This window comes from Corynebacterium sp. ACRPO (genome assembly GCF_022347205.1).
Classification (GTDB): Bacteria; Actinomycetota; Actinomycetes; order Mycobacteriales; family Mycobacteriaceae; genus Corynebacterium.
Window position 1 is genome coordinate 118,961 of record NZ_JAKRNE010000005.1, and the last position, 25,887, is coordinate 144,847.

Here is a 25,887-nt window from a genome sequence, read left to right on the forward strand (position 1 = left end):
GGGAGGCGGCTTAAGTCAGGAGTGCTTTAGCGAGTTATATCGCTTTAGTGGCTACCCACGTGTGCTTCTTCGCGCATGCGCTGAACCATGTGTGGGTAGTGCAGCTCGAAGGCCGGACGCTCGGAGCGGATACGCGGCAGCGACACGAAGTTGTGGCGCGGCGGCGGGCAGGAGGTTGCCCACTCGAGGGAGTTGCCGTAGCCCCATGGGTCATCCACGGTGACGATCTCGCCGTAGCGCCAGGACTTGAATACGTTCCACACCAGCGGGATAACGGAAGCGCCGAGGACGAAGGAGAAGATAGTGGAAATCTGGTTGAAGACCGTGAAGCCATCGGACTCCAGGTAGTCAGCGTAACGACGCGGCATACCCATGTTGCCGACCCAGTGCTGTACCAAGAAGGTGCCGTGGAAGCCTACGAAGGTCAGCCAGAAGTGAATCTTGCCCAGACGCTCGTCCAACATGCGGCCGGTCATCTTCGGGAACCAGAAGTACAGGCCAGCGAAGGCGGAGAACACAACCGTACCGAACAGGGTGTAGTGGAAGTGTGCAATCAAGAAGTAGGACTCAGCCAGGTGGAAGTCCAGTGCCGGGGATGCCAGCATAACGCCGGTCATACCGCCGAACAGGAAGGTTGCCATGAAGCCCATGGCGAAGATCATCGGGGTATCCCAGGTGATGTGGCCCTTCCACATGGTGCCGACCCAGTTGAAGAACTTGACGCCGGTCGGAACCGCAATCAGGAACGTCATGAAGGAGAAGAACGGCAACAAGATAGCGCCGGTGACGAACATGTGGTGCGCCCACACAGCCATGGACAGGGAGCCGATGGCCAGCAGCGCGAAGACCAGGCCGATGTAGCCGAAGACCGGCTTGCGGGAGAAGACCGGAACGACCTCAGATACAACGCCGAAGAACGGCAGCGCGAGGACGTAAACCTCAGGGTGGCCGAAGAACCAGAACAGGTGCTGCCACAGGATGCCGCCACCATTAGCGGAATCGTAGATGTGGCCGCCCAGCTTGCGGTCATACAGAACGCCCAGTGCCGCAGCGGTCAGCAGCGGGAAGATCATCAGCACGATGGCGGAGGCGGTAAACACTGCCCAGCTGAAGACCGGCAGACGGAACATGGTCATGCCCGGCGCACGCAGGGTCAGGATGGTCGTGATCATGTTGATAGCGGAGGCAATGGTACCGACACCGGTAGCACCCACGCCGACGATCCACATATCCGCACCAATGCCCGGGGTGTGGACACCATCAGCCAGCGGCATGTACATGGTCCAGCCGAAGTCAGCTGCACCACCTGGGGTAACGAAGCCCAGCAGCATCACGATGCCGCCCAGCAGGGTAACCCAGAAGCCGAAAGCGTTCAGACGCGGGAAGGCCACATCCGGCGCGCCAATCTGCAGCGGCAGGATGTAGTTACCAAAGCCCCACACAACTGGGGTCGCAAACAGCAGCAGCATCACGGTGCCGTGCATGGTGAACAGCTGGTTGAACTGCTCATTAGACAAGAACTGGAGACCCGGGGTGAACAGCTCCGCGCGGATCAACAGTGCCATAAAGCCACCGAGGAAGAAGAAGCTGAAGGACATGATCAAGTACATGATGCCCAGCTGCTTGTGGTCGGTGGTGGTTAGAAATACCCAAGCCTTTGAACCGGTCTTCGCGTTACCGGTTGGCTCTGGACGTGTGGGGGCGACGTAATCGTCGACCCGTGGCGCCACAGCGGTCATAAAATCCTCCTGAATAACAAAGTGTCTGTGGACAGACTCCACCTACACCTAGGTTTACTCGCCTTATATTAGGCCATTTTCCCCTGTTCTTTCCAGCTTCCCCCAATACTTCACCGCAAGGACACACCTCATCACTGACCACATCTGCCACATTGCCCCTGCACGTGGCGCGGCCACTATTTCCACCGACGGTTTTCGCCAAAGATGCAGAGTGCTACATGTCACAGCCGCGCCGAATTGTGCGGCCCCAAAACGCAAAAACACACCCCCGCTCGTTATCAACCTTTCGGTTGAGTTCGAGCAGAAGGTGTGCCGCAAGACCACGCTGATCAGCGGGAATGCTTAGAAGTCCCAGTCATCATCCGTGGTGTCCTCAGCCTTGCCAATGACATAGGAGGAACCCGAACCAGAGAAGAAGTCATGGTTCTCGTCGGCGTTCGGCGACAACGAGGACAAGATGGCCGGGGAAACGCGGGTCTCATCGGCTGGGAATAGCCCCTCGAAGCCCAAGTTATTCAGCGCCTTATTGGCGTTGTACCGCAGGAAGCGCTTGACGTCCTCGGTCCAGCCCAGGTCATCGTAGAGATCCTCGGTGTAATCGATTTCATTGTCATAGAGGTCATAGACCAAGTCGAAGGTGTATTCCTTCAGCTCTGCCTGGCACTCTTCATCTAGCTGCTTATACGCCTGCTGGAACTTATAACCAATGTAGTAGCCATGCACAGCCTCATCGCGGATAATCAGGCGGATGATATCGGCGGTGTTGGTGAGCTTCGCGCGGGAGGAGAAGTACATCGGCAGGTAGAAGCCGGAGTAGAACAGGAAGGACTCCAGCAGCGTGGAGGCCACCTTCTTCTTCAGCGGATCATCGCCCTTGTAGTAGGACAAGATGATCTTGGCCTTCTTCTGCAGGTTCTCGTTTTCTTCGGACCAGCGGAAGGCATCGTTGATCATCGGCGTGGACGCCAGGGTCATAAAGATATTGGAATAGGACTTGGCGTGCACAGATTCCATGAAGGCAATATTGGTGTAGACCGCTTCCTCATGCAGGGTCTGGGAATCCGGAAGGAGGGAAATCGCACCCACTGTGCCCTGGATGGTATCCAGCAGCGTCAGGCCAGTAAAGACCCGCATGGTGGTTTCCTTTTCCTTCTCCGTCAGCGTCTTCCAGCTGGGCAGGTCATTGGAGACAGGGACCTTTTCTGGCAGCCAGAAATTACCGGTGAGGCGATCCCATACCTCGAGGTCCTTTTCATCCGGGATGCTATTCCAGTTAATGGCTTTAACTGGCTTTTCATGACTAGAAACGTAGTCATCGTACTCGTGCGACACGCGGCGTCACTCCAATACTAAAAACGGACACTTTTAGCTCCCCAGCATACCCAATTCGCCCGGCCTCTTTGCCATTGTGGTGAATGCCTCATGCCTATACTGATCCCAGCTATACCGAGTGCCTGGACAGAGAGGATTCACCCACCATGAGCGCCACCCCTCCCCTACTCGACTCCGTGGTGGATCAACTCGGCGCGGATATAGTAAGCGGAGACCTCGCAGAGGGTGAGCGGTTCCGGCTGGGGGACGTCGAAAAGCGCTTTGGCATCTCCCGCACCGTGGCCCGCGAAGCCATGCGCACCCTGGAGCATCTCGGCATGGTGAGCTCCGGGCGCCGCGTGGGCATCACGGTGCTGCCGATGGAAAAGTGGGCTGTATATGACCCAGCGATCATTGGCTGGCGGTTGAACAACGATAAAACGCGCGGGCAGCAAGTGGCCCGGCTCAATGAGCTGCGGCTTGGAATCGAACCGGTGGCCGCGCGCCTAGCTGCCGGCAATGCCACCGCCCAGCAGCGGGGGGAATTGCTGCGCCTCGCCGCGCGATTGGCCGAGCTGGAATCCACTCCATCTCCGCGCGTGGGCGAAGAATTAGAAACCGATTTACGCTTCCACACCCTCATCCTGCGGGCCTCTGGAAATGAAATGCTGGCCGCGCTCGCCCCCTCCCTGGTGGCGATGCTCAAGGGCAAGTCCGTCTTCGGCTCCCGCAAGCGAGACCCCATCAGCGGCACCACACAGCTACACATGGAGCTGGCCCGTGCCATCGATGCCGGGCTTGCCGACGCCGCCGAAGAAACCTCCCGCACCATCCTCGACCGCACCCGGGCAGAAAACGGCTAAACGCCTCGCTGCACGTCCTTCCCCACGACGTGCAGCGAGGCGCCCTACCTGCGGTTTAGAGCATGCAGGATACGCAGCCCTCGACCTCGGTGCCCTCCAGCGCCATCTGGCGCAGGCGGATGTAGTACAAGGTCTTAATACCCTTGCGCCATGCATAAATCTGCGCGCGGTTGACATCGCGGGTGGTCGCGGTGTCCTTGAAGAAGAGCGTGAGCGAAAGGCCCTGGTCCACATACTTGGTGGCTACGGCATAAGTATCGACGATCTTCTCATAGCCGATCTCATAAGAGTCCTTGAAGTACTCCAGGTTGTCATTATCCATGTGCGGCGCCGGGTAGTAGACGCGACCGATCTTGCCTTCCTTGCGGATCTCAATCTTGGAGGCAATCGGGTGGATGGACGAGGTGGAGTTATTGATATAGGAAATCGAGCCCGTCGGCGGTACCGCCTGCAGGTTGCGGTTATACAGGCCGTACTTAGCCACCTCCTGCTTCAAGTCCTCCCAGTCCTGGGCGGACGGGGTGTGGATCGAAGAGGCGTCGAAAAGTTCCTGCACCTTCTTTGTCTTCGGCTTGAACTCTTCCGGATCGTAGCGGTCAAAGAATTCGCCGGAGGCATACTCGGACTGCGGGAATTCCGTGAAGTACTCGCCGCGCTCGCGGGCGATCTTATTGGAAGCGCGCAGCGCCGCATACAGCACGGATGCGAAGTAGGCATTGGTGAAGTCCAGGCCTTCTTCCGAGCCATACTCGATGTGCTCGCGGCCCAAGTAACCGTGCAGGTTCATCTGGCCCAAGCCGATGGCGTGGGACTCGTCATTACCACGGCGCACGGACGGCACGGAATCGATGGAGGTCTTATCCGCCACGGCAGTAAGGCCGCGGATGGCGGTTTCCACCGTATTGGCAAAGTCCGGCGAATCCATGGTCATCGCGATATTCAGGGAACCCAAGTTGCAGGAAATATCGCTGCCCAGCTCCTCATAGGTCAGGTCCGCGTTGAATTCGGATGCGGAGTTGACCTGCAGGATTTCCGAGCACAGGTTGGACATGTTGATCCACGAGGTCTTCACTGGGTTCGCGCGGTTTACGGTGTCCTCGAACATGATGTACGGGTAACCGGACTCGAACTGCAGCTCTGCCACGGTCTGGAAGAAGTGGCGGGCGTTGATCTTCTTCTTGCGGATGCGTGGGTCTTCCACCATCTCCTCATAGTGCTCGGTCACGGAGATGTCACCGAAGGCCTTGCCATAGACGCGCTCGACGTCATACGGCGAGAAGAGGTACATATCATCATTGCGCTTAGCCAACTCAAAGGTGATATCCGGCACGACGATGCCCAGCGAGAGGGTCTTAATGCGGATCTTCTCATCCGCATTCTCGCGCTTGGTATCCAGGAAGTTCATGATGTCCGGGTGGTGCGCGTTGAGGTAAACCGCACCGGCACCCTGGCGGGCACCGAGCTGGTTGGCGTAGGAGAAGGAATCCTCCAGCAGCTTCATCACGGGGATGACGCCGGAAGACTGGTTCTCAATGTGCTTAATTGGCGCACCGGACTCGCGGATATTAGACAGCAGGAGGGCCACGCCGCCGCCGCGCTTGGAAAGCTGCAGCGCGGAGTTGATGGAGCGGCCAATGGACTCCATATTGTCCTCGATGCGCAGCAGGAAGCAGGAGACGAGCTCGCCGCGCTGGGCCTTGCCGGCGTTGAGGAAGGTCGGGGTAGCCGGCTGGAAGCGGCCGGTCATGATCTCATCTACGAGGTGCTCGGCCAAGCCTGCGTCGCCGTCTGCCAAGAACAGGGCGGTCATGGACACGCGGTCCTCAAAGCGCTCGAGGTAGCGGCGGCCATCAAAGGTCTTCAGCGTGTAGCTGGTGTAGTACTTATACGCGCCCAGGAAGGACTTGAAGCGGAACTTATAGGAATAAGCGCGCTTGAATAGCTCCTTAATAAAGGAGAAATCATACTGCTCAATGACCTGCGGGTCGTAGTACTTGTTATTAATCAGGTAATCGATCTTTTCTTCCAGATCATGGAAGTAGACCGTGTTTTGATTAACGTGCTGCAGGAAGAATTGGTTAGCGGCCTCGCGGTCTTTCTCAAACTGAATCTTGCCGTTATCATCGTAGAGATTCAGCATCGCGTTCAGAGCGTGGTAATCCAACTGCTCTTCTGGCTTTACTGGCTCGGCGACGGTCTTCCCCAATTGCGTACTCACAGCTGACAAGGCCTTTCTTAAAAATCAGGATCTTTATTTAAGTCGTAGTGGGCGCTAGGCCGCGGCCTCGAGCCCGAGCTCGGCGGCGTTAGCCAATAAACCTTCACGACAAATTTTTATATCGTCATCGTTTCCCAGCAACTCGAAACGATATACATAGGGCACTTTACATTTGGCACTGATGACGTCACCAGCCTTGCCAAAATCGGCACCGAAATTGCTATTACCACCAGAGATTACCGCGCGAATGAGGCTGCGGTTGTGCTCATCATTGAGGAACTTAATAACCTGCTTTGGCACGGGCCGAGAGTTTTGGTGGCTGATGGAAGCGCCCCCGCCGTAGGTGGGGCACACCAAGACATAAGGTTCGTTGACCTTGAGGGGCTCCTCCGTGCGGCGCAGCGGAATGCGCGCGCTGGGAAAGCCCAGTTTCTGCACGAACCGGTGCGTATTTTCCGTCGCGGAGGAAAAATACACGACCAACATAGCTACTGGCCTCCCCTACCTCTTAGGCGGATGCCGCTACGGAAGCCAAGCCCTTGATACGGTCAGGGCGGAAACCGGACCAGTGCTCGCCATTAGCTTCAACTACTGGTGCCTGAACGTAGCCCAGTGCCATGACGTAGTCACGGGCTTCATCATCAACAGAAATATCGACCAGGTTGTAATCGAGACCGGCGCGGTCGAGGGCCTTCTTGGTGGCATTGCACTGGACGCAAGCTGGCTTGGTGTAAACGGTGATAGACATATAGATCCTTAAAGCTCCTGCATTGAAAAATTCGTCAGAGCGGGGAGCGTTTTCCCGCCTAAACGGGCGCTTCCTGCGCCGCTCTGAACAACATCAACGACACTATACTTTGGGGGAAATACCCGCAACTAACACAATATGTAGTAGTTACAGCCATGGTATTCCCAGGATGGCACACCCCCGGCCCCCACATGTTGACCACACCTAAGGACAGCCATGAAACTACACCAATGGGATTCCTGCAGGTTTACCTGGAGTTCACGATTTTGTGTGTCAAAGTTCACATTTAAGGGGCTGGCGACCCGCTCTAGGCCCCGCTTATCGGCACCCCCTCAGAGACGCAGGTCGACGGGTTCGGCCCCTCCCCCGGGGCGCGCGTCAGCCCAAAAATGACCTGACTCAACACCGTCCGGTCGGTCGGCAGCTTGTCGTGCCGAGGAGCCACGCCGCAGACCTCGCCCAGGTCGAGGTTGACCACATCGGCGCCGTCGCCAAGCGCCAGCTGCGAAGAACTATTCGGAGTCACCGTCGTATCCCCCGGCGAGTAAATGGAGGTATAAAGCACGCCTGGCGCGGTATCTGGCAGCGCATTGAGCCGTTGCATAAACTCCGACCCCACTACTTGCTGGATGCCGGCCGTACTAGCCAGGAAGGCGGCGAGGTGAGGTGCGAAGGCAATGAATTTAGAAAGCGTCTCCCCCTGCCCGTTAAGCGTGGTGCCATGGAAGTTGCCACCTAGCGCCACCGCATGGGACACATGCCCCGCCCCACCATGCATCTGTGTATACGTCTTGATGTGCATACCGCCCTGGGAATGGCCCACCAAGTTCACCTTGTCCGAGCCAGTGACCTCGCGGACATAGTCCACCTGATCCGCAATTTCCGCGGCCGAATCATCCAGGTCCGCGATGGCTTTGACGCTTGGAATCATATTCTGCAAGGTGACATCATCGGCGCCGTAGTCAAAGGCCCACACGCACGCCCCCTGATCTTGCAAGAGATGGACCAAATTTCCCCACACGGAAGCATTATTCGAGGTTCCATGCAGCAGCACAACGGGCTCAGTGATGTCCCCTGAAGGCACACAGGACGGGTCATTGATACCAAGAGACTCCGGTGCAGAGGATTCCCACTGTGGTTCTGCGGCATGAGCCACTGGGGCAGACAATCCGAGTGCGGCGGCAGTGAGCGCGGCGACGATTCGCTGGGACATTATTCTTCTTTCTCACGACATAAATAGACAAAATAATTATATTCATATATTTGCCTTTATGTTCACTTGGATTTAAAAGAATTTATCCTTTGTGCCGGAGCTCACGCATGAAAAAATCCGCCCCACTCCGGGAGTCCGGAGGGAGCGGATGGAATCGCGTCTCAATTAGCCCTGACGAGCCTTGAAACGGGGATCCTTCTTGTTGATCACGAAGACCTTACCGTGGCGGCGAATAACCTGGGCGCCCGGCTTCTTCTTCAGCGACCGAAGGGACTTACGGACCTTCATCGGGCGCTCCTTTCGTTATGCGCAATCTACATGCGGTTGAATAAGTAAAGCACGGACTGGGAATCCCCAGCCATGACACGAGGAAAAATGTTACCTCACACGGCCGTCAATACCAAAACACTAAGGCTTCACGGGTGCGGACTCGCGCTCGTAGCGCGACTTCATTTCCTCGCCTACCTCATCCAGGCTACGTCCCATAGTCTCTGGAACCAAAACCTTGGTGTAGCCGATGGCGATGAGACCAAAGACTCCGAAGACGATAAACGCCACTGGGCCGGTCAGCCACTCCACTAGCGGCAGGAAGTACTGCGCCACGGCCCAGTTGGTGGCCCATAGCGAGAGCCCCGCAATGCCCATGCCTAGGCCGCGCACCTGCAGTGGCACCAGCTCGGAGATGAGTAGCCAGGTAGTGGGCGACACTGCCGCCTGCTGAAAGGCGATAAACAGCGCCATGAATACCAACGAGACCATGGCCATAGCAGTGGAGTCCTGCGCATGAGAATAGGCAAAGGAGAGGATAAACAGCGAGACCACGTTGCCGGTCAGGCCGATCAGCAACAACCGCTTTCGCCCAATGCGGTCCACGACCTTGAGCCCCACCCAGCAAGCCAGCACGGATACCGTGCCGATAACGATGGAGGTATAAACCGAGTTGGCAGTGGATATCCCCACCTGGTTCATCATGGTCGGCGCGAAGTACACGATGGCGTTGACGCCGGTAATCTGCTGCGTCAGCCCCATCAACATGGCAAGCAACACCGTAATTTGCATCCACCGATGAGCTTTCAGAGCCTTCCATTCGGATCCGCTGGACTTTCGCGCAGTCTCCTGCGAGGTCAGATCCGAAATATCCATCCCGGCGCGCCCGGCGATCTCTTGGGCGCGGGGCATTTTCCCGTTAGTGGCCAGCCATACCGGCGTCTCTGGCAGAAACGCCATCCCAAGCGCCAGCGCCAGGCCCGGCACGGCGGCCAAGCCCAGCATCCACTCCCAGCTACCGGTAGAGGCCAGCGCAGAGTTGACCAGGTAGGCCATCAACTGCCCCACCACAATCGCGAGGGTATTGAGCGAGACCATGCGCCCGCGCACCTTGGCGGGCACGATCTCCGCGATATACATGGGAGACACGATGGACACTGCACCCACGGCCAAGCCCAAAAAGGTGCGCGCCGCGGCCAGCATTCCCACCGAGCCGGAAAGCGCACACCAGATGGACCCCAACACGAAAATGATGCCGCCTGCAATCAGCGTGAAGCGGCGTCCATATCTATCGGCGATGCGCCCCGCCGTCAGCGCACCTACTGCAGCACCCACGAGCAGCATCGAGGTCACCCAACCCTCTTGGTGGGCACTCATGTCGAATGCGGGACTAATAAAAAGCAAGGCACCGGACATCACGCCGGTGTCGTATCCAAATAGCAGCCCGCCCAGGGCCGCTATTCCAGCTACTACCTTGACATAAACTTCCTTATTCACAGCACAATATTGTGTCAGGCGGCTACCATGAACGTCATGTCGAACGATGCCGAAAAACTGCAGCAAACCATCATAAAAGCCCTGGGTGTGCGCCCCTTTATCGATCCAGAAGCCGAAGTGCGACGCCGCGTGGATTTCTTGGTTGACTACCTGCGTACCACCGGTGCTAAAGGCTACGTGCTGGGAATTTCCGGCGGCCAGGATTCCACCTTGGCGGGAAAGCTTGCGCAGCTGGCGGTGGAGCGCGTCGACGGCGCGGAGTTTTGGGCCGTGCGCCTGCCCCATGGCGTGCAGGCCGATGAGGACGATGCCCAGATTGCCCTGGATTTCATCCAGCCCGATCACCGCGCCACCGTCGATATCAAGCCGGCCACCCTGGCCCTCGACGATCAGGTGGCGGATGCGCTGCAGCTTGCCGACGTCACCGATTTCAACCGCGGCAATACCAAAGCGCGCCTGCGCATGACCTCCCAATACGCCATCGCAGGCGAGGTAGGCGCGCTAGTCATCGGCACCGACCACGCGGCGGAAAACGTCACCGCCTTCTTTACCAAGTGGGGCGATGGCGCGGCGGATCTCCTCCCCTTGGCAGGGCTCAATAAGCGCCAAGGCGCCGCCCTCCTAGAGCACCTCGGCGCCCCGCGCTCTACCTGGGAGAAGGTCCCCACCGCGGACTTGGAGGACGATAAGCCCCAGCTTCCCGACGAAGAAGCCCTCGGCGTCACCTACGCCCACATCGATGACTACCTAGAGGGCAAAGCGGTTCCCGACGCCGCCCGCGAACGCATCGAAACCTTATGGCACCGCGGCGCCCACAAACGCATCATGCCGCAGGGGCCGAATCTTTAGGCCAGTGCCTCCAAGGTTGCGGCCGCAGCGTGCTCCAGCGGCCGGTTATAGCTGGCGCCGTGCGTCAGCGCATGCACTGCCAACGGATGCAGCTGGTGCATGGGAATCCACTTTTCGATGTCCTTAGGCGCACCATATCCCCGGAAAATCTCCTCAAGGTACGGTGCCCCGAAAAGCGCCAACATCCCCAAATCCGTATGCGGGTGCCCACCATGGGCGGCGGGGTCAATCATGATGCCGCCATCCGCTCCAAAAAGCAGGTTGCCCGCCCATAGATCGCCGTGGATGCGCGCCGGCGCCACATCCCAACTGCGCGCGGCGATGGCATCGCAGGCACGCCTTACCAAGTCCAACTGCGCTGCACTAATCCCCGCTAGTTCCGCGAAGGGCAGCACTCGCTGTTCAACATAGAACTCGCCCCAATTATCCGTCGGGATGCAGTCCTGTTCGATACTGCCGATGAAGTTCTTGCCTTCCCACCCGGTAGGAGGCGCGCCAAACGCTTCGGCTCCCCCACGGTGCATGCGCGCCAGCTCCGCACCAAATGTCCGCGCCGCCTCCGGCGTAGGCATGACCTCGTCCACGCGCTCGGTAACGATTTCTAGCCCGTCGGCGCTCACGACGTTGACCACCGCGTCGGTGGCTTCCCCGAGCCACCGCAGCCCGGCAGCCTCGGCACCTGCTTGATCTCTGTCGCGTACTCGCTTTGAAAAAGTCTGCATGCCGCCCAGCCTAATCTGGCAAGGAAATTTTTAAAGCGCCGCGTACTCGCGCGTGGGCAGAGCCATCATAAAGAGCAAGGCGATTCCACCGAACACCGGAATGAGCCCAATCAGGCATAACAACCCCGACCTCCCGGAATCGTGCAGCCGCCGGCACATCAAAGAAACGACTGGAATCACAAGTACCGCCTCGGCAATAGTCTCAAAATCCACGCCAAAGTGCCGATCGATAATGCCGATTGCCACAGAACTCAGCACGAGGAAACCGAAAACCCACCAAAACTCACTCATGGACGCACGGCCACGAAAGTTGAAGTACTTTACAAAGAACCTGCCTAGCGCCTGTACAGGCGACGCCCCATAGAGCGCTTCGCGTGTAAAGAACCCTGTGGATTCATCAGTCATTCTGCGCGCGAGCCCCTTCGATGTTGACTGCATATACTCGGCTGCGCACCATGCTACCCACTTCCTATAAAGGAGGAGCAATGTACTCGGACGTCATCATCATCGGCGGTGGCTTTGCCGGCACCGCTGCGGCCATCACCTTGGCCCGCGCTAACCGAAAAATTCGGTTAATCGATTCCGGCGCTCCCCGGAATCGCTTCAGCGAACATGCCCACGGCATCCTTGGCCTCGATGGCGCGGCTCCCGCCGAACTGCTTCAGCGCGGCCACGCGGAGGTGGGGAAATTCGGTGGAACCATTACCCAGGGCTCGGTGGAGAAACTCACCCGGGATTCTGAGTGCGAGCCTTGGCAAGCAAAGCTTGGCAGCGGCGAGGTTCTTGAATCCCGCCACGTTCTCGTCGCGACGGGGCTCACGGACAAGCTCCCTGCAGTTCCCGGCCTGAGCGATTTGTGGGGCACCAGGGTCTTTCACTGCCCTTACTGCCATGGCTACGAAGTCACCGGAAAGAAGGTTGCGCTCATCGGCGGCGCGAATCCGCCTTTTACCATCCGGATCAGCAAGCTGCTGTCCACGTGGACGGACACGCTGACCTTTTACCCCAATGGCCTTGAGCTCACCGATCTTGATCGCACTCAACTCGCCGGATTAGGCGTAAAGGTAAACGATGCGAAAGTGACACAGCTCCGGCCAGAGGAGACATCGTCAACCGGCGTAGTAGTGCAAAGCACTACTGGTGAAGACGCCTACGAAGCATGCTTTACTGGGCCCGATTTTCTGCCCAATGACGCACTGCTGCAGGATGCTGGCTGCGAATCAGCCAACGGGTGGGTCAGCGTAGAGCATGGCCAGACCTCGGTATCGCGCCTGTGGGCGGCCGGCAATGTGGTCAGCTCACCGGACCAAGTCTCGCAAGCGATGGGCAGCGGCGCGGCCGTGGGCATCGCTATCGATCAGCGCATGCTCGATGAGAATCTAGCGGAGCTCTAGCCCTCCGCAACAAGAAAAAAGGAGAGGAACTGATGTTCCTCTCCTTTATTTTGTGGAGCTAACGGGATTCGAACCCGTGACCCCCACACTGCCAGTGTGGTGCGCTACCAGCTGCGCCATAGCCCCTCAAACGAGGTGCAACCCTGTGGGCTGCAACTCGCTTAAATATACATGGAGGGTATTTAACTCTCCAAATCGCCTGCTACTTGGTGACGATTTCTACCCAGTCACCCAGGTTCTTGCCGGCCTTTTGATCCTTTTCTGATGGAACATCCTTGCCATCCTTGACAATACGCGGCGAGGAGACAGAGCCGGTTTCCTTATCCAGCTTGTCGTAGTTAGTCTTTGCCACCTTATTGCCCTGCTTGACGTCCACATCCTTCATGGAATCAACGACATCATCGTCCGCGCCAAACTCCTTGGCGGCGTCAGCAATATCCTTGATGTCCCACGAAGTAGCCACCTTTTGCTGGTTCTGCAGCATGTAGTCACGCAGGTTCCAGTAGGTCTTGATATCACCAGACTTGGCCAGCTCGGACATAGCGGCTGCCGCCTTAGTGGAGTATCCCTCCTGGTTCTCAATATCCTCACCATCCAAGAAGTTGAGGGTACGCACGTGGACGATCAGCTTGCCGTCTTCGATGGCCTTCTGCATGTCACCGTCGGTGGCCTGAGCCAGTTCGGCACAGTGCGGGCAGGAGTAGTCTTCGTAGAGATCCACCTCAGGGGTGCCCTTCTTGGCGCTTTCAGACTTAAGGGTAATAGCACCGTCGTTGTACTCCATGGACATATTTACGTCCTTGGCTTCAAGGGCATCGACAGAATCCGTGGACGACTGCTTGCCATTCCACACGATGTAGCCAATAACAACGGCAATGATGACGAGGAGTACGCCGACTCCCCAAATAAAACCGTTGCCACCCTTGGCGTTAGGGTCAGTTACTTTGCTCATTTGAACCTTGCCTTCAAAATTTTCGGACCAATCCAGCCTACCTTGCCCACCGCTTAGGGGTGAAGGGCAAACTTGGTGAAGGGGCGCTTGATGGTCCATAGGGTCAGGAATAGAAATGCGGCGTCGCGCAGCAGCGTCTTCGCATAATCCATTCCTCGGTCAGGGTTTTGGGCGTCATAGCCAAAGCAGCCGCAGTCAATATCCAGTCCACGGGCCCAAGCTTGTGCGATGCCCACCATAAAGAGCAGCATCACGCAGGTAGCCACGATGGAGGACTGGCGCAGGAATAGCCCGAGCAGCAGCAGCACGCCACCGATGATTTCGAGCGGACCAATGACAATGGCGAGGTAGCCGGCCCAATCGGGAGTAAAGATGTCATAGCCCTTGATGGCCTGGGTCATGTCTAGGGTCTTGCCAAGCTTATGCACGCCGGCGTCAATCCACACCCAGGCCATGCCAAAGCGGGCAATGAAGCTGATGACATCAAGCACCAGCTTCCCATTAATCTTGCTACTCACGAGGTTGAGTGTAGCGTTAAACCCCTAATACATGGGAAACAACTGCCTGTGCTTCTGCTTGCACCTGCTTGAGATGTTCCTCACCCAAGAAAGATTCGGCATAGATTTTGTACTTATCTTCAGTGCCGGAAGGACGAGCAGCGAACCAGGCATTTTTCGTCGCTACCTTCAGGCCGCCGATGGCCGCACCGTTGCCGGGTGCCTCCGTCAGCTTGGCCACGATGTCCTCGCCTGCTAGCTCCGTGGCGGAAACTTTTTCAGGAGACAGCTTCTTGAGGATGGCCTTCTGCTCGCGGTTCGCGGGGGCGTCGGTGCGGGCATAGGCTGGGGCGCCGAATTTCTCCGCCAGTTCTGCGTAGCGCTGGGACGGAGTCTTGCCGGTGACGGCGGTAATCTCCGCGGCGAGTAGATCCATAATGATGCCGTCCTTATCGGTGGACCACACGGAGCCATCGAAGCGCAGGAAAGACGCCCCGGCAGACTCCTCGCCACCGAAACCAATGGTGCCTTCGAGCAACCCCGGTACAAACCACTTAAAGCCGACGGGCACCTCCACCAATTCGCGGTCTAGGCTTTTCACCACGCGATCGATCATGGAGGAAGACACCAGGGTCTTTCCCACACCGGCACTCCCCCACTGCGGGCGGTGACTAAAGAGGTACTCGATAGCCACGGCGAGGTAGTGATTGGGGTTCATGAGTCCGGCATCGGGAGTGACAATGCCATGGCGGTCCGCGTCGGCGTCGTTGCCGGTGGCAAGGTCGAACTTAGAGCGGGCGTCAATAAGCGAGGCCATAGCATCCGGCGAGGAGCAATCCATGCGGATCTTTCCATCCGTATCCAAGGTCATAAAGCGGAAAGTGGAATCCACCTCCGGATTCACCACGGTCACGTTGAGCTCGTAATGGTCAGCGATGGCCTGCCAATAATCCACGGAAGCGCCACCCATGGGATCGGCGCCGATGAGCAGGCCGGATTCTTTAATGGCCTGCATATCCACCACGTTCTTCAGGTCAGCCACGTAGTTGTGCACGTAGTCGTGCTTCACGCAGCGCTCGTCCAGCACGCCCGCGACAGACGTCCGCTTCACACCCTCCAGCCCAGCGCGCAGGTACTCGTTCGCGCGGCCCGCAATCCAATCCGTGGCCTGAGCGTCGGCCGGGCCACCGGTAGGCGGGTTGTACTTGAAGCCGCCATCGCGGGGAGGATTATGGGACGGGGTAATCACGATGCCATCGGCGCCAGGGTGGGTCAGGATGGCATGGGAGACCGCTGGGGTCGGCGTGTAGCGGCCGCGCTCGTCGACGCGAACCTCCACCCCATTGGCCAGCAGCACCTCAAGGGCGGAGACCATGGCAGGCTCGGACAGCGCGTGGGTATCGCGGCCGATGAAAATCGCCCCAGCAACGCCTTGTTCCGCGCGGTAATCCACAATGGCTTGGGTAATCGCTAGGATATGAGCCTCATTAAAGGCTCGATCCAGCGCGGAGCCGCGGTGGCCTGAGGTACCGAAGGACACCTGCTGATCCGGGTTATCGGCGTCCGGGGTACGGGTGTAGTAGGCGGTGACCAATTCTGCGATATCAATAAGATCCGCGGGCTGTGCCAGCGTACCGGCGCGCTCGTGGGCCATGGCGTACTCCTTGAAGGGTTGGGGTGGTATGCCATCCCAGCTTGCCTGCTCTCCCGTAGTTGCGCAGGACGAATATTCCCCCGGCTGGGGGTATGGGCAAATTTACTCCATTTCTATAGTTCGCTAGATTTACAGAATGGACTCGCTTAATTCCATCCTCTCCGCCATCAGCACCGTGGTGTGGGGACCGTTCATCCTCATTCCCCTCCTGTTGGGCACCGGCCTGTGGCTGACCATTCGTTTGGGCGGACTCCAGTTTCGCGCACTCGGCCGCGCACTGCGCCACGTCTTCGCCAGCGACTCCGGCGACGACTCCACTGAGGGTGATATTTCCAATTATCAGGCGCTGACCACCGCCCTTGCCGCCACCGTGGGAGTGGGAAATATCGTGGGCGTGGCCACCGCGTTGTCCATCGGCGGCCCTGGCGCACTGGTATGGATCTGGATTACCGGCCTCGTGGGCATGGCGTCCAAGTACACCGAGGCCTACCTGGGCGTGCGTTTTCGCACCACGGATTCCAAGGGCGAGATGTCCGGCGGGCCACAGCAATACCTGAAGCGTGGCATCCCCGGACCACTCGGATCGGTACTCGCAGTATTCTTTGCCATCTTTGCAATTTGCGCCTCCTTTGGCATCGGCAACCTCGCCCAAGCCAATGCTGTGGCCACCAATATGGAATCGACCTTCGGTATCGCCCCGGCGGCCACCGGTGCGATTCTCTTCGTCTTGGTGGGCTCCGTACTCCTTGGCGGAATCCAGGCCATCGGGCGCATTACCGCCGCCTTCGTCCCGTTGATGATCATCGTCTACGTCCTGGGCGGGCTCTATGTAATCTTCTCGCATGCCGCGGAGATTCCCGCCGCCTTTGCCATGATCTTCAGCGATGCCTTTACCGGCACCGCCGCTGGTGGCGGGTTCGTGGGCTCCACCATCATGATGGCTATTCAATACGGTGTTGCCCGCGGCATCTTCTCCAATGAGTCCGGCATGGGCTCCGCCGCCATCGCCGCCGCGGCTGCCAAGACCCCGCACCCAGCGCGCCAGGGGTTGGTATCGATGACGCAAACCTTCATTGACACCATCATCGTGGTAACCATCACTGGCTTGGTCATTGTTGTGGGCGGTACCTGGGATATGGGCCGCGACGAGGCCGGAATCATGACGGCCGAGGCCTTTTCTCGCGTGCTTCCTGGCGACTGGGGCGGCACCATCGTTTCGCTCTCCATTATTTTCTTCGCCTTTTCCACCATCATGGCCTGGGCGTATTACGGCGAACGTTCCCTGGAGTCCCTCTGCGGCCGCAAGGCCTCTATCCCCTACCGCATGTTCTTTGCCTGCCTACTCTTTGTCGGCTCCGTCTCGGAGCTCGAGCTCGCTTGGACCTTCTCCGATCTGGCCAATGGCCTTATCGCCATCCCGAACCTCATTGGCTTGCTCCTTCTCTCCGGCCTCGTGGCCCGCGAAACCAAGGCGTACTTAGCCTTTGACCCCAAGCTCAATAAGCCAGTGAATGAGGTGCGCGCGTTCGTAGAGTCCCAGGGGATGGACTGGAAGTAACATAGGCCGCATGCCTCAATTCCTCGTCGTGGGTGCTGGCGCTGCGCTCGGCGCGGCGGCCAGGTACCTCCTCTCCGCCGCGCTCGGCGGCGGCATGCTCCCATTGCTCGTCATCAATATCCTCGGCAGTGCGCTCATGGGCTACTTCCGCCCCGGCCCCTTTTGGGGCACCGGCGTGCTAGGCGGTTTCACCAGCTTCGCTACCTTCGCTTTCCTGACCTCCGAGGCACATTGGACCGTGGCCCTGGCCTATGTCCTGGCCACCATCATCGGCTGCGTGGGCGGCTACCTGGCGGGTGACAAGCTGCGATGAATCTTCTGTGCGTCCTTCTCGGCGGCTTCATCGGCGGTAGTCTGCGCTATGGCTTTACCCGGCTTGTGCCCGCCCCCTACTGCACTTTCGTGGCGAATATTTTGGGTTCCCTCGCTCTTGGCTTGGCTTATGGTTTTGCCCAGCTTGCCGACGCCCCCCTTATTCACCCCTTCCTCGCCCTCGGCCTCGCCGGCGGCCTATCCACTTGGTCCACATTGGCGAAGGAACTGGGGGAGATGATCAAACGCAAACAGTGGTGGCGGCTTAGCAAGTACCTCTTCTGGACCATCGGACTCGGCATCGTTTTAGCCTGGCGCGGCACCATCTGGGCGGCACGCATTTATCACGGCATTTGAGGGGCAAACTCCCAGCTAACTAGCAGTTACTTTTGTCCTGCACAGGCCTAATGTTTTCCGGGTGAGTTTCCTTTTGAATCTGCCTTTGGCGGATCCCATCAACGGCGTGATTTTCTACGCCATCCTCGCGATTGCAGGAATCATCATTCTCCTTCAACGCAAGGTGTGGCCGCTGATCATCGCGGCCCTACTGTGCGTCATCGCTTGGTACTTTCTCCAGCACTGGCAAGTTCCGTGGTATATCTTCCTCGCAGCTTTCGTCCCCGTGGCGGCGTTTCTCCGCAAGCCCAAAACTGTCACGATTGCAGCCGGAGTCTTCTCCCTCCTCGCCACCGTTGGCATCATCAACATGGAGTACCAAACCTACCCAGATATTGCCTCCCTGGACCCACGCCCCGTAGCAAAAGAGATGAGCTACGAGGAGTTTTCCCACACCAATTCCGGTGCAGCGATCGTCCACGTCGATCTTCCGGGCACCACCTCCCATTTCTCCGCTCGCCAAGCTACGGCGTATATCCCGCCTGCATACTGGACGGACCACACCCTGCCTGTCATCGTCCTCCTGCACGGCAACCCAGGTGGCCCAGAGCAATGGTTCGGTTCGGGTGAAGCGGCCGAAACCGCAGACCAATTCCAGGCGGCGAATGGAGGGCGCAGCCCTATCGTCGTTGCCGTGGACGCCACCGGCTCTGAAACAGCCAATCCCATCTGCGCCGATAGCACCCAGGCCAAGGTCATGACCTACCTCAGCCAAGACGTGCCGCAAGTTATCAAGCAGAAATTCAAGGTCAACCCGGATCAGCGCACTTGGACCGTCGGCGGCCTAAGCTACGGCGGCACCTGTTCTCTGCAGATCGCTACCAACCGCCCCGAAGCCTATGGCTCTATCATCGACATCTCCGGCGAGGCCGAGCCCACCATTGGCAACCACGCGGCCACGGTGAAGAAATTCTTCGCTGGCGACGAGTCAGCCTTCAATGACCAGGACCCCGCACACTTGCTCGCCCACAAGCACTACTCCGCCCAGGCTATCTTCATCGCTGGCGATAAGGACGCTGCTTCCGTCAACGCCCTGCGCTCGCTTTCCGACGCCGCCCGCAACGCCGGCATGAAAACCTACTTCGGCACCCGCCCCGGCGGCCACTCCTTCCAGGTGTGGCGCCCAGCCCTGCGCGAATCTTTCGCTTGGGCCGCTCGTCGCGGTGGCATGACCGCGATTAAGGATCCCTTCGACGGAATTGGAGCCAACGATGTCCGTTCTTAAAACCATCCTGACCAGGTTTCCTGTTTCCCTGGCCGTCTTAGTCATCATGTGGGCGCTCCACCTAGTGGACTTCCCCACCTCTCACTGGTTGGCGCTGACTACCGCGCACCCTGGCGGCGCTATCATCTTGTCGGTCCTTATCCTGTTGTGGCTCGTTCCCGCAGAATGGCGCTTGGGCTCCCTGCGCACGTTGGCGGTGGGAATTACCTCTCAGCTCATTACTGTGCCCCTATCCATCGTCCTTGCCCGCGGAATCGAGACCGCAGGGCTGAACCGGTGGGGCAATGATCTCCTTAGCGATACCTTCCTCACCCCAATCGGTTTTATCGCCGGTGCTGCCGGCTTTGCTTCCGCCCTACTACCCCGCCTGTGGCGCCGCCGGCTACGCATCTCGCTTATCGTGCTTACCGCTACCTTTGTGCTCTATTCCGGCACCATGTCCGATGTCCTCGGCATCGTTGCCGCCGCACTTTCCATTACGGCGGGCCAACTTCTCTTTAAGCCCGAACCCGCACCGCCTTCCATCAGAGAGCGCCGAGTGCTCCTCGCAGTTGGCGTCGCCTGTGTAGCCATCGGGCCCGCCTTTGTGGCACTCGACCCCATGGCAGAGGGCCCCTTTTCGCAGATTACGCAGCTCCTTTGGACCCCACATCTATCCGCTTTGGAGGCCGCCCAGTCCTGCGCGGATTCGGTCACTTCTGCCAGTTGCACCGCGGCAGTCGACCTCGCCCGCGCCCAAGGCATCGGCGCCGTGGTAGCCAATATCATGCCGTTCATCATCCAGCTAGTGGTGTGCTTTGGCCTTACCCGCGGCCGCGTGCTCGCGTGGTGGATGGCGGTCATTACCCAGGTACTTGCTATCACCCTGTTGACCTACCAGCTTTGGGATGACGCCCGCCTGAGCTATCTCCTGCCCAACCTCGTGCTCGTCCTCTTGCCCTGGCTACTGGCACTATTCATGCTGCTAATTAACCGCTCACTGTTTCACACCCACGAAAACCGCGCATTCTTCACTCGGACGGTCACCCTCGCCATACTTGCCGCCGCCATCGGCGCGGGCCTGTGGATCCTCACCGCCTCGTTGCACAACACCGTACCCCCGGCGAACCTCGCGGCGATCCTTGCAGAAACCCCACTGCGTTTCGTCCCGGCCGTAGTCGCACTCATCCTCCCCCACCACGTCGCGCCGGCCACGATGATTTCTTGGTTCGTCTACGAATGGGTGGGAAACGTCTTCTGGATCGTCGTGGCTGTTCGTCTCTACCTTGGCTTTTCACGGCCCGTAGACCCTGCACAAGAATCTGACCGCGACTCGGCTCGTCGCTTACTCGAGTCCGGTACCGGCGATCACCTTTCTTTTATGACCCTGTGGAGATCCAACCACTACTTCTTCCACGATGATTCCTACGTGGCCTACCGCGTCTCCAATGGCATCGCCCTCACACTGGGTGCTCCCGTCGGCCACGATATCAGCGCGGAGTTCGAGGACTTCGCCGCTGAGCAAGGCTGGACGGTGGCGTGGTATTCCGTCAATACCCAATTCGCCGATGCACACCCGCAGCTAAAACGCCTCCAGGTCGCAGAAGAAGCCGTACTCAGCTGCGAATCCGTAGAGTTCAAGGGAAAGAAATTCCAAAACGTGCGCACCGCACGAAACAAAGCAGAAAAGGAAGGCATCACGACACGGTGGACCACCTGGAAGGAGCTAGATATTGCCTCCATCGCCCGCGTCACCGCTTTAAGCGAGGACTGGGTCTCTGAAAGGGCCCTCCCCGAAATGAGCTTTACCCTCGGTGGCATTGAAGAAATGATGGTGGACGGCACTCGGCTCTTGCTGGCTGAGTCTGCCGATGGCACATTACACGGTGTCACCAGTTGGATGCCGGTATACGAAAATGGTGCCATTGCCGGCTACGTTCTCGACGTCATGCGCCGCAATGAGCACGGATTCAAAGGAGTCATTGAACTCCTCATCTCAGAAGCGATGCTCATCGCACACTCCGAAGGCCGAGCCTGGATTTCCCTTTCCGGTGCCCCACTTGCCGGACAACCAGACGAGCCTAGCTGGCTCGACGTCGCCCTCGACCGCCTTGGTGAGGAAGTCGAACCACTCTATGGCTTTCGCACCCTAGCGGCCAGCAAGCGCAAGTTCCAGCCCGAGGAGCACCCGTGGTATCTCTGTTACCACGATGAACTGAAACTTCCTTCCATCGCATTGGCCACCATGCATGCCTACCTGCCGGATATGAAAACAAAGGATGCGGTATCGGCAGTCAGGGCTTGGATGGCCGCGTAAATACAGGAAGGTCTCCCTTCTTTGTGCCAAGAAGGGAGACCTTGGGCGTTTTAGGCTAGTCCGCGATTGCCTCCAATGGCGGCGTCTTTGCCGCGCGTTGCGACGGCCATACTGCCGCAATAATGCCGACGATGGCCGAGCCTACGAGCATAATAAGCACCATCGCCCACGGAATCTGCGCGGAGTCCAATCCCTCATCACCGAGAATCTTGATAAAGGACCAACCCAAGCCAAGGCCGATAAGGATGCCCATTACCGCGCCAAAGAGCGCAATCTGCACCGACTCAAGAGTGATCATCGTGCGGATCTGGCGGCGCTGCGTACCCACGGCACGCAACATGCCAATCTCCTGGCGTCGCTCAATAACACCCAGGGTCAAGGTATTGACAATTCCCAGCACGGCGATAATCACTGCAAGGGCAAGCAGGCCATACAAGATGGAAAGCATCTGGTCGATGAATCCGGCGGCTTGGCCCGCATACTCCTCGCCAGAATTAACCTGAACCACGACCAAATCCTTGACCGAGTCCTCTAGGTTGTGGCGCAGTTCTTCCTTGTCATAGCCTTCCTGGCCCAAGACGCCCACCATTTGGACGGTAAAGGACTTCTTCGGTGCGACCTTTTCCGCCACATCCTGCGAAAGCACCATATTCTGGACCACATCGGTGGGCTTAAAGGTACCGACCAGCTTCGCCTCGGCCTTCTTGTCCTTTTCCTCAGAAGTAACCGTGTAGGTCTCTCCTACCTTCCAGCCGTGTTCCTTGGCAAAGTCTTCGGTAGCAATGAAGCCCTTCTCCAAGTTGGCATCACCCTCGACCATGTCGAGCGCAATCATCGACGACGGATCTCCATCCGCAGTCGTCGTTTGCTGGAATTGTGGACCATAATCCATCGATGCCTGACCATCGACGGCCACCGGAGCCATACCGACGGTAATCACCTTATCGACGCCTTCGGCCTCCGCCGCGCGCTTACCCGTGTCCTTCGGCGTCGGGAATTCACCGGAGCTAGGACCGGAAAGCAGGTAATCAGAGGTAATGTTTTGCTCCACGGTATCGGCCACAGAAGACTTCATCGTTGCACCAAGCATGCCGATGGCAGTCACCAGAGCCACGCCCAAGGTCAGCGCAAATGCGGTGGCTGCCGTACGGCGCGGATTACGACGTGAGTTCGTCGCCGCCAGTGAACCAATAGCGCCAAACGGTGCACCGATTACCTTGCCCACCGTGGGAACCAGAGGTAGCGACAGGGCCGGGCCGGCTAAGAAGAATCCCACGATGACACCGAATGCGCCGACGCCGACGAGGATGGCGCGGACGTTGGTTTCGCCGTCGGAAAGCACGCCTGCCAACGCCGCAACAATGCCCACCAGCAAGATAATGGCACCGAAAATCGTGCGTACCTTCAGGGAAGTTCCGGAAGCTGATTCGGTAGTGCGCATTGCCTCCACCGGCTGCACGCGGCCCGCGCGCCGTGCCGGGGCCCATGCGGATACAACCGTCACGATAGTGCCCAAAATGATTGGAACTACGATAGCCGAGACGCTCAGGCCCAAGCCGCCATCGAGAGGCATTCCCTGCGCGCTCATCACTGCCTTAATGATTGCGACCAATCCCATACCGGCAACCACGCCAACAATGGACCCCAGAACACCAACAATGGCAGACTCCACCACCACCGAGTTTGTAATCTGGCGACGGGAAGCACCCAGCGCACGCAAGAGAGCGAACTCCTTAGTGCGCTGCGCGACAATCATCGAGAAAGTATTCGCAATAATGAAGGTGCCCACCAGCAGCGCAATCAGGCCAAACGCGATGAGGAAGTAATTGATGAACTTCAAGGCAGAAGACATCATCTCCGAAGTCTCCTCAGCCAGGCGCTCACCCGACTCCGCCTTGACTTCATACTTCTCGTTCAGGTGATCCACCAAGGCATTCGCATCCACTCCATCGGCTGCAGAAACCTTGAGCTGGCTCGGCTCACCGTAGCGCTCCAGGTAATCCTTTTCAGCCATGCTCAGCACGATGCTCTCGCCCTGGTCTACCGCGGGCTCTGAGATGCCAGAAACGGTAACCGTATCCTGCTCATCGGGGTGAACCACAGTCAGCTTTTGGCCCACAGAAATGCCGTATTTGTCAGCCGCGGAAGAGTTGATGAGGACCTCGTCCTTACCGCTAGGCTCCTCGCCCTCCTTCAGTTCATCGGCGCCGCCAACGACCTTGTCTTCTGGATAGAACGGGACAACGCTGGCCGTGCCGCCCTGGGTTTGATAGGCCTCCGAGTTCTCATCGGCCGCGACAACGGTCTCCGAATCCGCGATATTGATGTTTTTAACATCCTTATCGTCAGCCAGCTTCTGACGCAGCTTGTCATCCAGTTTCGCGCCATTGTCGTCCTTTTGGCTCACCACTGCATCCACGCCGCGGAACTGATTATCCACGGCGGAGTCAAACGTAGACTTCAGCGAATTGGTGAACATAAACGAGCCGGCAATAAACGCAGTGCCCAAGACTACCGCGAGAATCGTCAGCCCAAGGCGCAACTTATGCGCCACAATATTACGCAGAGATACTCTGCGCATTGCGTTTCCGCGTGCCATTTAGCCCTCAATCTCCGCCATTACCTGGTGAATGGCCTCCATCGTCGGATTGTGCAACTCATTCACAAGCTTGCCGTCAGCAAGGAAAACCACCCGGTCTGCATACGAGGCGGCCTTGGCATCGTGTGTCACGATGACCACTGTTTGGTTGTCCTTATCCACCGCGGTTCGCAGAATATCGAGCACCTCGGCCGAAGAATTCGAATCCAGGTTGCCCGTCGGTTCATCGCCGAAGATGATTTCTGGCCGAGAAACCAATGCACGAGCACAGGCCACGCGCTGCTGCTGTCCACCAGACAATTCAGCTGGGCGGTGTTCCAGGCGCTCCGCAAGGCCAAGGCGGCTAGTGACCTCCTCAAACCACTGCTTATCGACGCCCTTACCCGCAATATCCGTAGGCAGCGTAATGTTTTCCGCCGCAGTCAGCGTGGGCACAAGGTTAAAGGACTGAAAAATAAAGCCCAGCCGGTCACGACGCAAGGCCGTAATGTTTTTGTCATTGAGCGCCGACATATCGGTATCACCGATAAATGCTGATCCGGAGGTCGCTGAATCGAGACCAGCCATGGTGTGCATCAGCGTCGACTTACCGGAACCCGATGGGCCCATGATCGCCGTGAATTCGTTCTTGCCGAATTCAATGGATACATGATCAAGAGCGACGACAGCTGTGTCATCGCTTCCGTATTGCTTAAACAAGTCAACGGCGCGAGCCGCAGCATCAGTCATGAGACAAATTCTCCTTGTAAATGGGAAATTACCTATTTAAGTCTAGCGACCATGGCCTCCGGCCAACATCATCCCTGAGGAGGAAAACGGCATGCGAAAGCCTGGCACGCGCCTTCCCCTAGTCACACACCGCAGGCTCCGGTCTACTCCCTAGCCTTCCTTTCTCTGTGTTCTTTGTTGTTGGTGTGTGAGGTATTGGGCCCAGGTGTGGTTCCAGTGGGTTTGGTGTGTGGTTAGTGGTCCGGTGGGGTGGTCTAGTTGGTAGGTGCCGTCGTGGTGGAGCCAGGCGATGGTTCCGGTGATGGGGTCGAGGATGTAATGGATTCTGCGGTCGGTTTTGATGTTGTGGTGGTGTTGGCAGAGGTTGACTAGATTATCTGGGCTGGTTGGCCCGCCGAGGTGGTATTCGATGCGGTGGTCGAGTTGACACCGGGTGGCGGGGACGGTGCAGCCGGGCCAGCGGCAGGTGGCGTCTCTGCCTTGGGTGTAGGCCCGGATGTCGGTGCTGGGGGTATAAGAGTCTACCTCGTCGGCTAAGAGTCGGCGGATGAAGGTGTTGTCTGTGGGGGCATGGTCGAGGTTTATCCATCCGGCACCGGGGTGAGGTTACCCTCGTTTAGTGGACACCCTATTTGTACGGATCCTGTGTCCGTAGGAGAGGATGTTCATTGTGAGTCAACAGCGCAAGAAGTACACGCCGGAGTACCGGCGTGAAGCCGCGAACTTGGTAATCGAGTCAGAGCGCCCGATCGCTCATGTGGCTAAGGAGATTGGCGTCTCCGCCGGGCTTTTAGGCCGGTGGGTCAAACTCGAGCGTGAACGCCGAGGGGCCTCGGATGGGATGAGTG

Annotated in this window: 25 protein-coding genes and 1 tRNA gene; 9 read left to right on the forward strand and 17 right to left on the reverse strand. The window is 58.3% G+C overall.

Going from position 1 to position 25,887, the window contains the following annotated elements:
* Positions 1-44: 44 nt before the first annotated feature.
* A complete protein-coding gene (gene ctaD, locus MHY22_RS05435; protein ID WP_239278403.1) occupies positions 45-1,739 on the reverse strand; it encodes a cytochrome c oxidase subunit I in 1,695 nt (564 codons plus the stop codon).
* A 342-nt stretch (positions 1,740-2,081) separates the two neighbouring features.
* Positions 2,082-3,071, reverse strand: coding sequence for a class 1b ribonucleoside-diphosphate reductase subunit beta (nrdF, locus tag MHY22_RS05440; RefSeq protein WP_239278405.1), 990 nt, complete (start codon positions 3,069-3,071; stop codon positions 2,082-2,084).
* Between the two features lie 146 nt (positions 3,072-3,217).
* Between nrdF and MHY22_RS05445 the strand changes: the two genes are divergently transcribed.
* Positions 3,218-3,913: a FadR/GntR family transcriptional regulator gene (locus MHY22_RS05445; RefSeq protein ID WP_239278407.1), complete on the forward strand. Its 696-nt coding sequence runs from the start codon at positions 3,218-3,220 to the stop codon at positions 3,911-3,913.
* A 55-nt stretch (positions 3,914-3,968) separates the two neighbouring features.
* Here MHY22_RS05445 and nrdE read toward each other — a convergent pair whose 3' ends face one another.
* From nrdE to MHY22_RS05475, 6 genes are all read right to left on the reverse strand, one after another.
* Complete coding sequence (gene nrdE / locus MHY22_RS05450; protein ID WP_239278410.1) at positions 3,969-6,131, reverse strand: class 1b ribonucleoside-diphosphate reductase subunit alpha; 2,163 nt, start codon at positions 6,129-6,131, stop codon at positions 3,969-3,971.
* Positions 6,132-6,185: 54 nt separating this feature from the next.
* Positions 6,186-6,617: a class Ib ribonucleoside-diphosphate reductase assembly flavoprotein NrdI gene (gene nrdI, locus MHY22_RS05455; protein ID WP_239278412.1), complete on the reverse strand. Its 432-nt coding sequence runs from the start codon at positions 6,615-6,617 to the stop codon at positions 6,186-6,188.
* 22 nt (positions 6,618-6,639) lie between these two features.
* Entirely contained in the window at positions 6,640-6,879 is a 240-nt protein-coding gene (gene nrdH / locus MHY22_RS05460; protein WP_198491999.1) for a glutaredoxin-like protein NrdH, read from the reverse strand.
* 307 nt (positions 6,880-7,186) lie between these two features.
* A complete protein-coding gene (locus MHY22_RS05465) occupies positions 7,187-8,092 on the reverse strand; it encodes a triacylglycerol lipase (protein WP_239278414.1) in 906 nt (301 codons plus the stop codon).
* A 165-nt stretch (positions 8,093-8,257) separates the two neighbouring features.
* The gene (ykgO, locus tag MHY22_RS05470; RefSeq protein ID WP_003847162.1) at positions 8,258-8,380 is read right to left on the reverse strand and encodes a type B 50S ribosomal protein L36; all 123 of its coding nucleotides are present in this window, start codon (positions 8,378-8,380) and stop codon (positions 8,258-8,260) included.
* Between the two features lie 120 nt (positions 8,381-8,500).
* Positions 8,501-9,856: a sugar porter family MFS transporter gene (locus MHY22_RS05475; RefSeq protein WP_239278416.1), complete on the reverse strand. Its 1,356-nt coding sequence runs from the start codon at positions 9,854-9,856 to the stop codon at positions 8,501-8,503.
* 27 nt (positions 9,857-9,883) lie between these two features.
* On the opposite strand from MHY22_RS05475, the gene nadE reads away from it, so the two are divergent.
* Positions 9,884-10,705 (forward strand): ammonia-dependent NAD(+) synthetase, encoded by an 822-nt coding sequence (gene nadE / locus MHY22_RS05480; protein ID WP_239278417.1) that lies wholly within the window; start codon positions 9,884-9,886, stop codon positions 10,703-10,705.
* Here nadE and MHY22_RS05485 read toward each other — a convergent pair.
* Both MHY22_RS05485 and MHY22_RS05490 read right to left on the reverse strand, forming a co-directional pair.
* Positions 10,702-11,427 carry a fructosamine kinase family protein gene (locus MHY22_RS05485; protein WP_239278418.1) on the reverse strand — a complete coding sequence of 242 codons (726 nt, stop codon included), beginning with the start codon at positions 11,425-11,427 and terminating at the stop codon, positions 10,702-10,704. The two genes, nadE and MHY22_RS05485, sit on opposite strands and share 4 nt — an antisense overlap.
* 30 nt (positions 11,428-11,457) lie before the next feature.
* Positions 11,458-11,832, reverse strand: coding sequence for a DUF805 domain-containing protein (locus MHY22_RS05490; RefSeq protein ID WP_239278419.1), 375 nt, complete (start codon positions 11,830-11,832; stop codon positions 11,458-11,460).
* 80 nt (positions 11,833-11,912) lie between these two features.
* Here MHY22_RS05490 and MHY22_RS05495 point away from each other — a divergent pair, with 80 nt between their 5' ends.
* A complete protein-coding gene (locus tag MHY22_RS05495) occupies positions 11,913-12,821 on the forward strand; it encodes an NAD(P)/FAD-dependent oxidoreductase (RefSeq protein WP_239278420.1) in 909 nt (302 codons plus the stop codon).
* Positions 12,822-12,874: 53 nt separating this feature from the next.
* Here the strand turns inward: MHY22_RS05495 and MHY22_RS05500 are convergent.
* From MHY22_RS05500 to pgm, 4 genes are all read right to left on the reverse strand, one after another.
* Positions 12,875-12,947 (reverse strand) — tRNA-Ala (locus MHY22_RS05500).
* A gap of 76 nt (positions 12,948-13,023) precedes the next feature.
* On the reverse strand, positions 13,024-13,773 hold the full coding sequence (locus MHY22_RS05505; protein WP_239278421.1) for a thioredoxin domain-containing protein: 750 nt from the start codon (positions 13,771-13,773) through the stop codon (positions 13,024-13,026).
* 53 nt (positions 13,774-13,826) lie between these two features.
* The gene (locus MHY22_RS05510) at positions 13,827-14,291 is read right to left on the reverse strand and encodes a MauE/DoxX family redox-associated membrane protein (RefSeq protein WP_239278422.1); all 465 of its coding nucleotides are present in this window, start codon (positions 14,289-14,291) and stop codon (positions 13,827-13,829) included.
* Positions 14,292-14,307: 16 nt separating this feature from the next.
* The gene (gene pgm / locus MHY22_RS05515; RefSeq protein WP_239278424.1) at positions 14,308-15,924 is read right to left on the reverse strand and encodes a phosphoglucomutase (alpha-D-glucose-1,6-bisphosphate-dependent); all 1,617 of its coding nucleotides are present in this window, start codon (positions 15,922-15,924) and stop codon (positions 14,308-14,310) included.
* A gap of 136 nt (positions 15,925-16,060) precedes the next feature.
* On the opposite strand from pgm, the gene MHY22_RS05520 reads away from it, so the two are divergent.
* The 5 genes from MHY22_RS05520 (at position 16,061) to MHY22_RS05540 (ending at position 21,711) form a co-directional block, all read left to right on the forward strand.
* Positions 16,061-17,482, forward strand: coding sequence for a sodium:alanine symporter family protein (locus MHY22_RS05520; RefSeq protein ID WP_239278425.1), 1,422 nt, complete (start codon positions 16,061-16,063; stop codon positions 17,480-17,482).
* 10 nt (positions 17,483-17,492) lie between these two features.
* Complete coding sequence (locus MHY22_RS05525) at positions 17,493-17,795, forward strand: fluoride efflux transporter family protein (RefSeq protein ID WP_239278426.1); 303 nt, start codon at positions 17,493-17,495, stop codon at positions 17,793-17,795.
* Positions 17,792-18,151 carry a CrcB family protein gene (locus MHY22_RS05530; RefSeq protein ID WP_239278427.1) on the forward strand — a complete coding sequence of 120 codons (360 nt, stop codon included), beginning with the start codon at positions 17,792-17,794 and terminating at the stop codon, positions 18,149-18,151. Before MHY22_RS05525 ends, MHY22_RS05530 begins: the two co-directional genes overlap by 4 nt.
* A 61-nt stretch (positions 18,152-18,212) precedes the next feature.
* Positions 18,213-19,415: an alpha/beta hydrolase family protein gene (locus MHY22_RS05535; protein WP_239278428.1), complete on the forward strand. Its 1,203-nt coding sequence runs from the start codon at positions 18,213-18,215 to the stop codon at positions 19,413-19,415.
* A complete protein-coding gene (locus MHY22_RS05540) occupies positions 19,402-21,711 on the forward strand; it encodes a bifunctional lysylphosphatidylglycerol flippase/synthetase MprF (protein ID WP_239278429.1) in 2,310 nt (769 codons plus the stop codon). The genes MHY22_RS05535 and MHY22_RS05540 overlap by 14 nt, the downstream gene beginning before the upstream one ends.
* Before the next feature lie 55 nt (positions 21,712-21,766).
* Here the strand turns inward: MHY22_RS05540 and MHY22_RS05545 are convergent, their stop codons facing one another.
* From MHY22_RS05545 to MHY22_RS05555, 3 genes are all read right to left on the reverse strand, one after another.
* Positions 21,767-24,310, reverse strand: a complete 2,544-nt coding sequence (locus tag MHY22_RS05545; RefSeq protein ID WP_239278430.1) for an ABC transporter permease — start codon at positions 24,308-24,310, stop codon at positions 21,767-21,769.
* Positions 24,311-25,039, reverse strand: coding sequence for an ABC transporter ATP-binding protein (locus tag MHY22_RS05550; RefSeq protein WP_239278431.1), 729 nt, complete (start codon positions 25,037-25,039; stop codon positions 24,311-24,313).
* 150 nt (positions 25,040-25,189) lie between these two features.
* Positions 25,190-25,624, reverse strand: a complete 435-nt coding sequence (locus MHY22_RS05555; protein WP_370658834.1) for an HNH endonuclease signature motif containing protein — start codon at positions 25,622-25,624, stop codon at positions 25,190-25,192.
* Positions 25,625-25,700: 76 nt separating this feature from the next.
* On the opposite strand from MHY22_RS05555, the gene MHY22_RS05560 reads away from it, so the two are divergent.
* The coding region (locus MHY22_RS05560; RefSeq protein WP_157844602.1) for a transposase at positions 25,701-25,887 on the forward strand (187 nt) is incomplete at its 3' end.

Excerpts from the sequence above, each read along its gene's own strand:
- MHY22_RS05485 (WP_239278418.1), bottom strand. The coding sequence starts at position 11,427 with ATGCAGACTTTTTCAAAGCGAGTACGCGACAGAGATCAAGCAGGTGCC.
- MHY22_RS05520 (WP_239278425.1), top strand. The coding sequence starts at position 16,061 with ATGGACTCGCTTAATTCCATCCTCTCCGCCATCAGCACCGTGGTGTGG.
- MHY22_RS05540 (WP_239278429.1), top strand. The coding sequence starts at position 19,402 with ATGTCCGTTCTTAAAACCATCCTGACCAGGTTTCCTGTTTCCCTGGCC.
- MHY22_RS05445 (WP_239278407.1), top strand. The coding sequence starts at position 3,218 with ATGAGCGCCACCCCTCCCCTACTCGACTCCGTGGTGGATCAACTCGGC.
- nadE (WP_239278417.1), top strand. The coding sequence starts at position 9,884 with ATGAACGTCATGTCGAACGATGCCGAAAAACTGCAGCAAACCATCATA.
- MHY22_RS05530 (WP_239278427.1), top strand. The coding sequence starts at position 17,792 with ATGAATCTTCTGTGCGTCCTTCTCGGCGGCTTCATCGGCGGTAGTCTG.
- MHY22_RS05505 (WP_239278421.1), bottom strand. The coding sequence starts at position 13,773 with ATGAGCAAAGTAACTGACCCTAACGCCAAGGGTGGCAACGGTTTTATT.
- MHY22_RS05465 (WP_239278414.1), bottom strand. The coding sequence starts at position 8,092 with ATGTCCCAGCGAATCGTCGCCGCGCTCACTGCCGCCGCACTCGGATTG.
- nrdI (WP_239278412.1), bottom strand. The coding sequence starts at position 6,617 with ATGTTGGTCGTGTATTTTTCCTCCGCGACGGAAAATACGCACCGGTTC.
- MHY22_RS05525 (WP_239278426.1), top strand. The coding sequence starts at position 17,493 with ATGCCTCAATTCCTCGTCGTGGGTGCTGGCGCTGCGCTCGGCGCGGCG.
- ctaD (WP_239278403.1), bottom strand. The coding sequence starts at position 1,739 with ATGACCGCTGTGGCGCCACGGGTCGACGATTACGTCGCCCCCACACGT.
- MHY22_RS05490 (WP_239278419.1), bottom strand. The coding sequence starts at position 11,832 with ATGACTGATGAATCCACAGGGTTCTTTACACGCGAAGCGCTCTATGGG.
- pgm (WP_239278424.1), bottom strand. The coding sequence starts at position 15,924 with ATGGCCCACGAGCGCGCCGGTACGCTGGCACAGCCCGCGGATCTTATT.
- MHY22_RS05550 (WP_239278431.1), bottom strand. The coding sequence starts at position 25,039 with ATGACTGATGCTGCGGCTCGCGCCGTTGACTTGTTTAAGCAATACGGA.
- ykgO (WP_003847162.1), bottom strand. The coding sequence starts at position 8,380 with ATGAAGGTCCGTAAGTCCCTTCGGTCGCTGAAGAAGAAGCCGGGCGCC.
- nrdH (WP_198491999.1), bottom strand. The coding sequence starts at position 6,879 with ATGTCTATCACCGTTTACACCAAGCCAGCTTGCGTCCAGTGCAATGCC.
- MHY22_RS05545 (WP_239278430.1), bottom strand. The coding sequence starts at position 24,310 with ATGGCACGCGGAAACGCAATGCGCAGAGTATCTCTGCGTAATATTGTG.
- MHY22_RS05495 (WP_239278420.1), top strand. The coding sequence starts at position 11,913 with ATGTACTCGGACGTCATCATCATCGGCGGTGGCTTTGCCGGCACCGCT.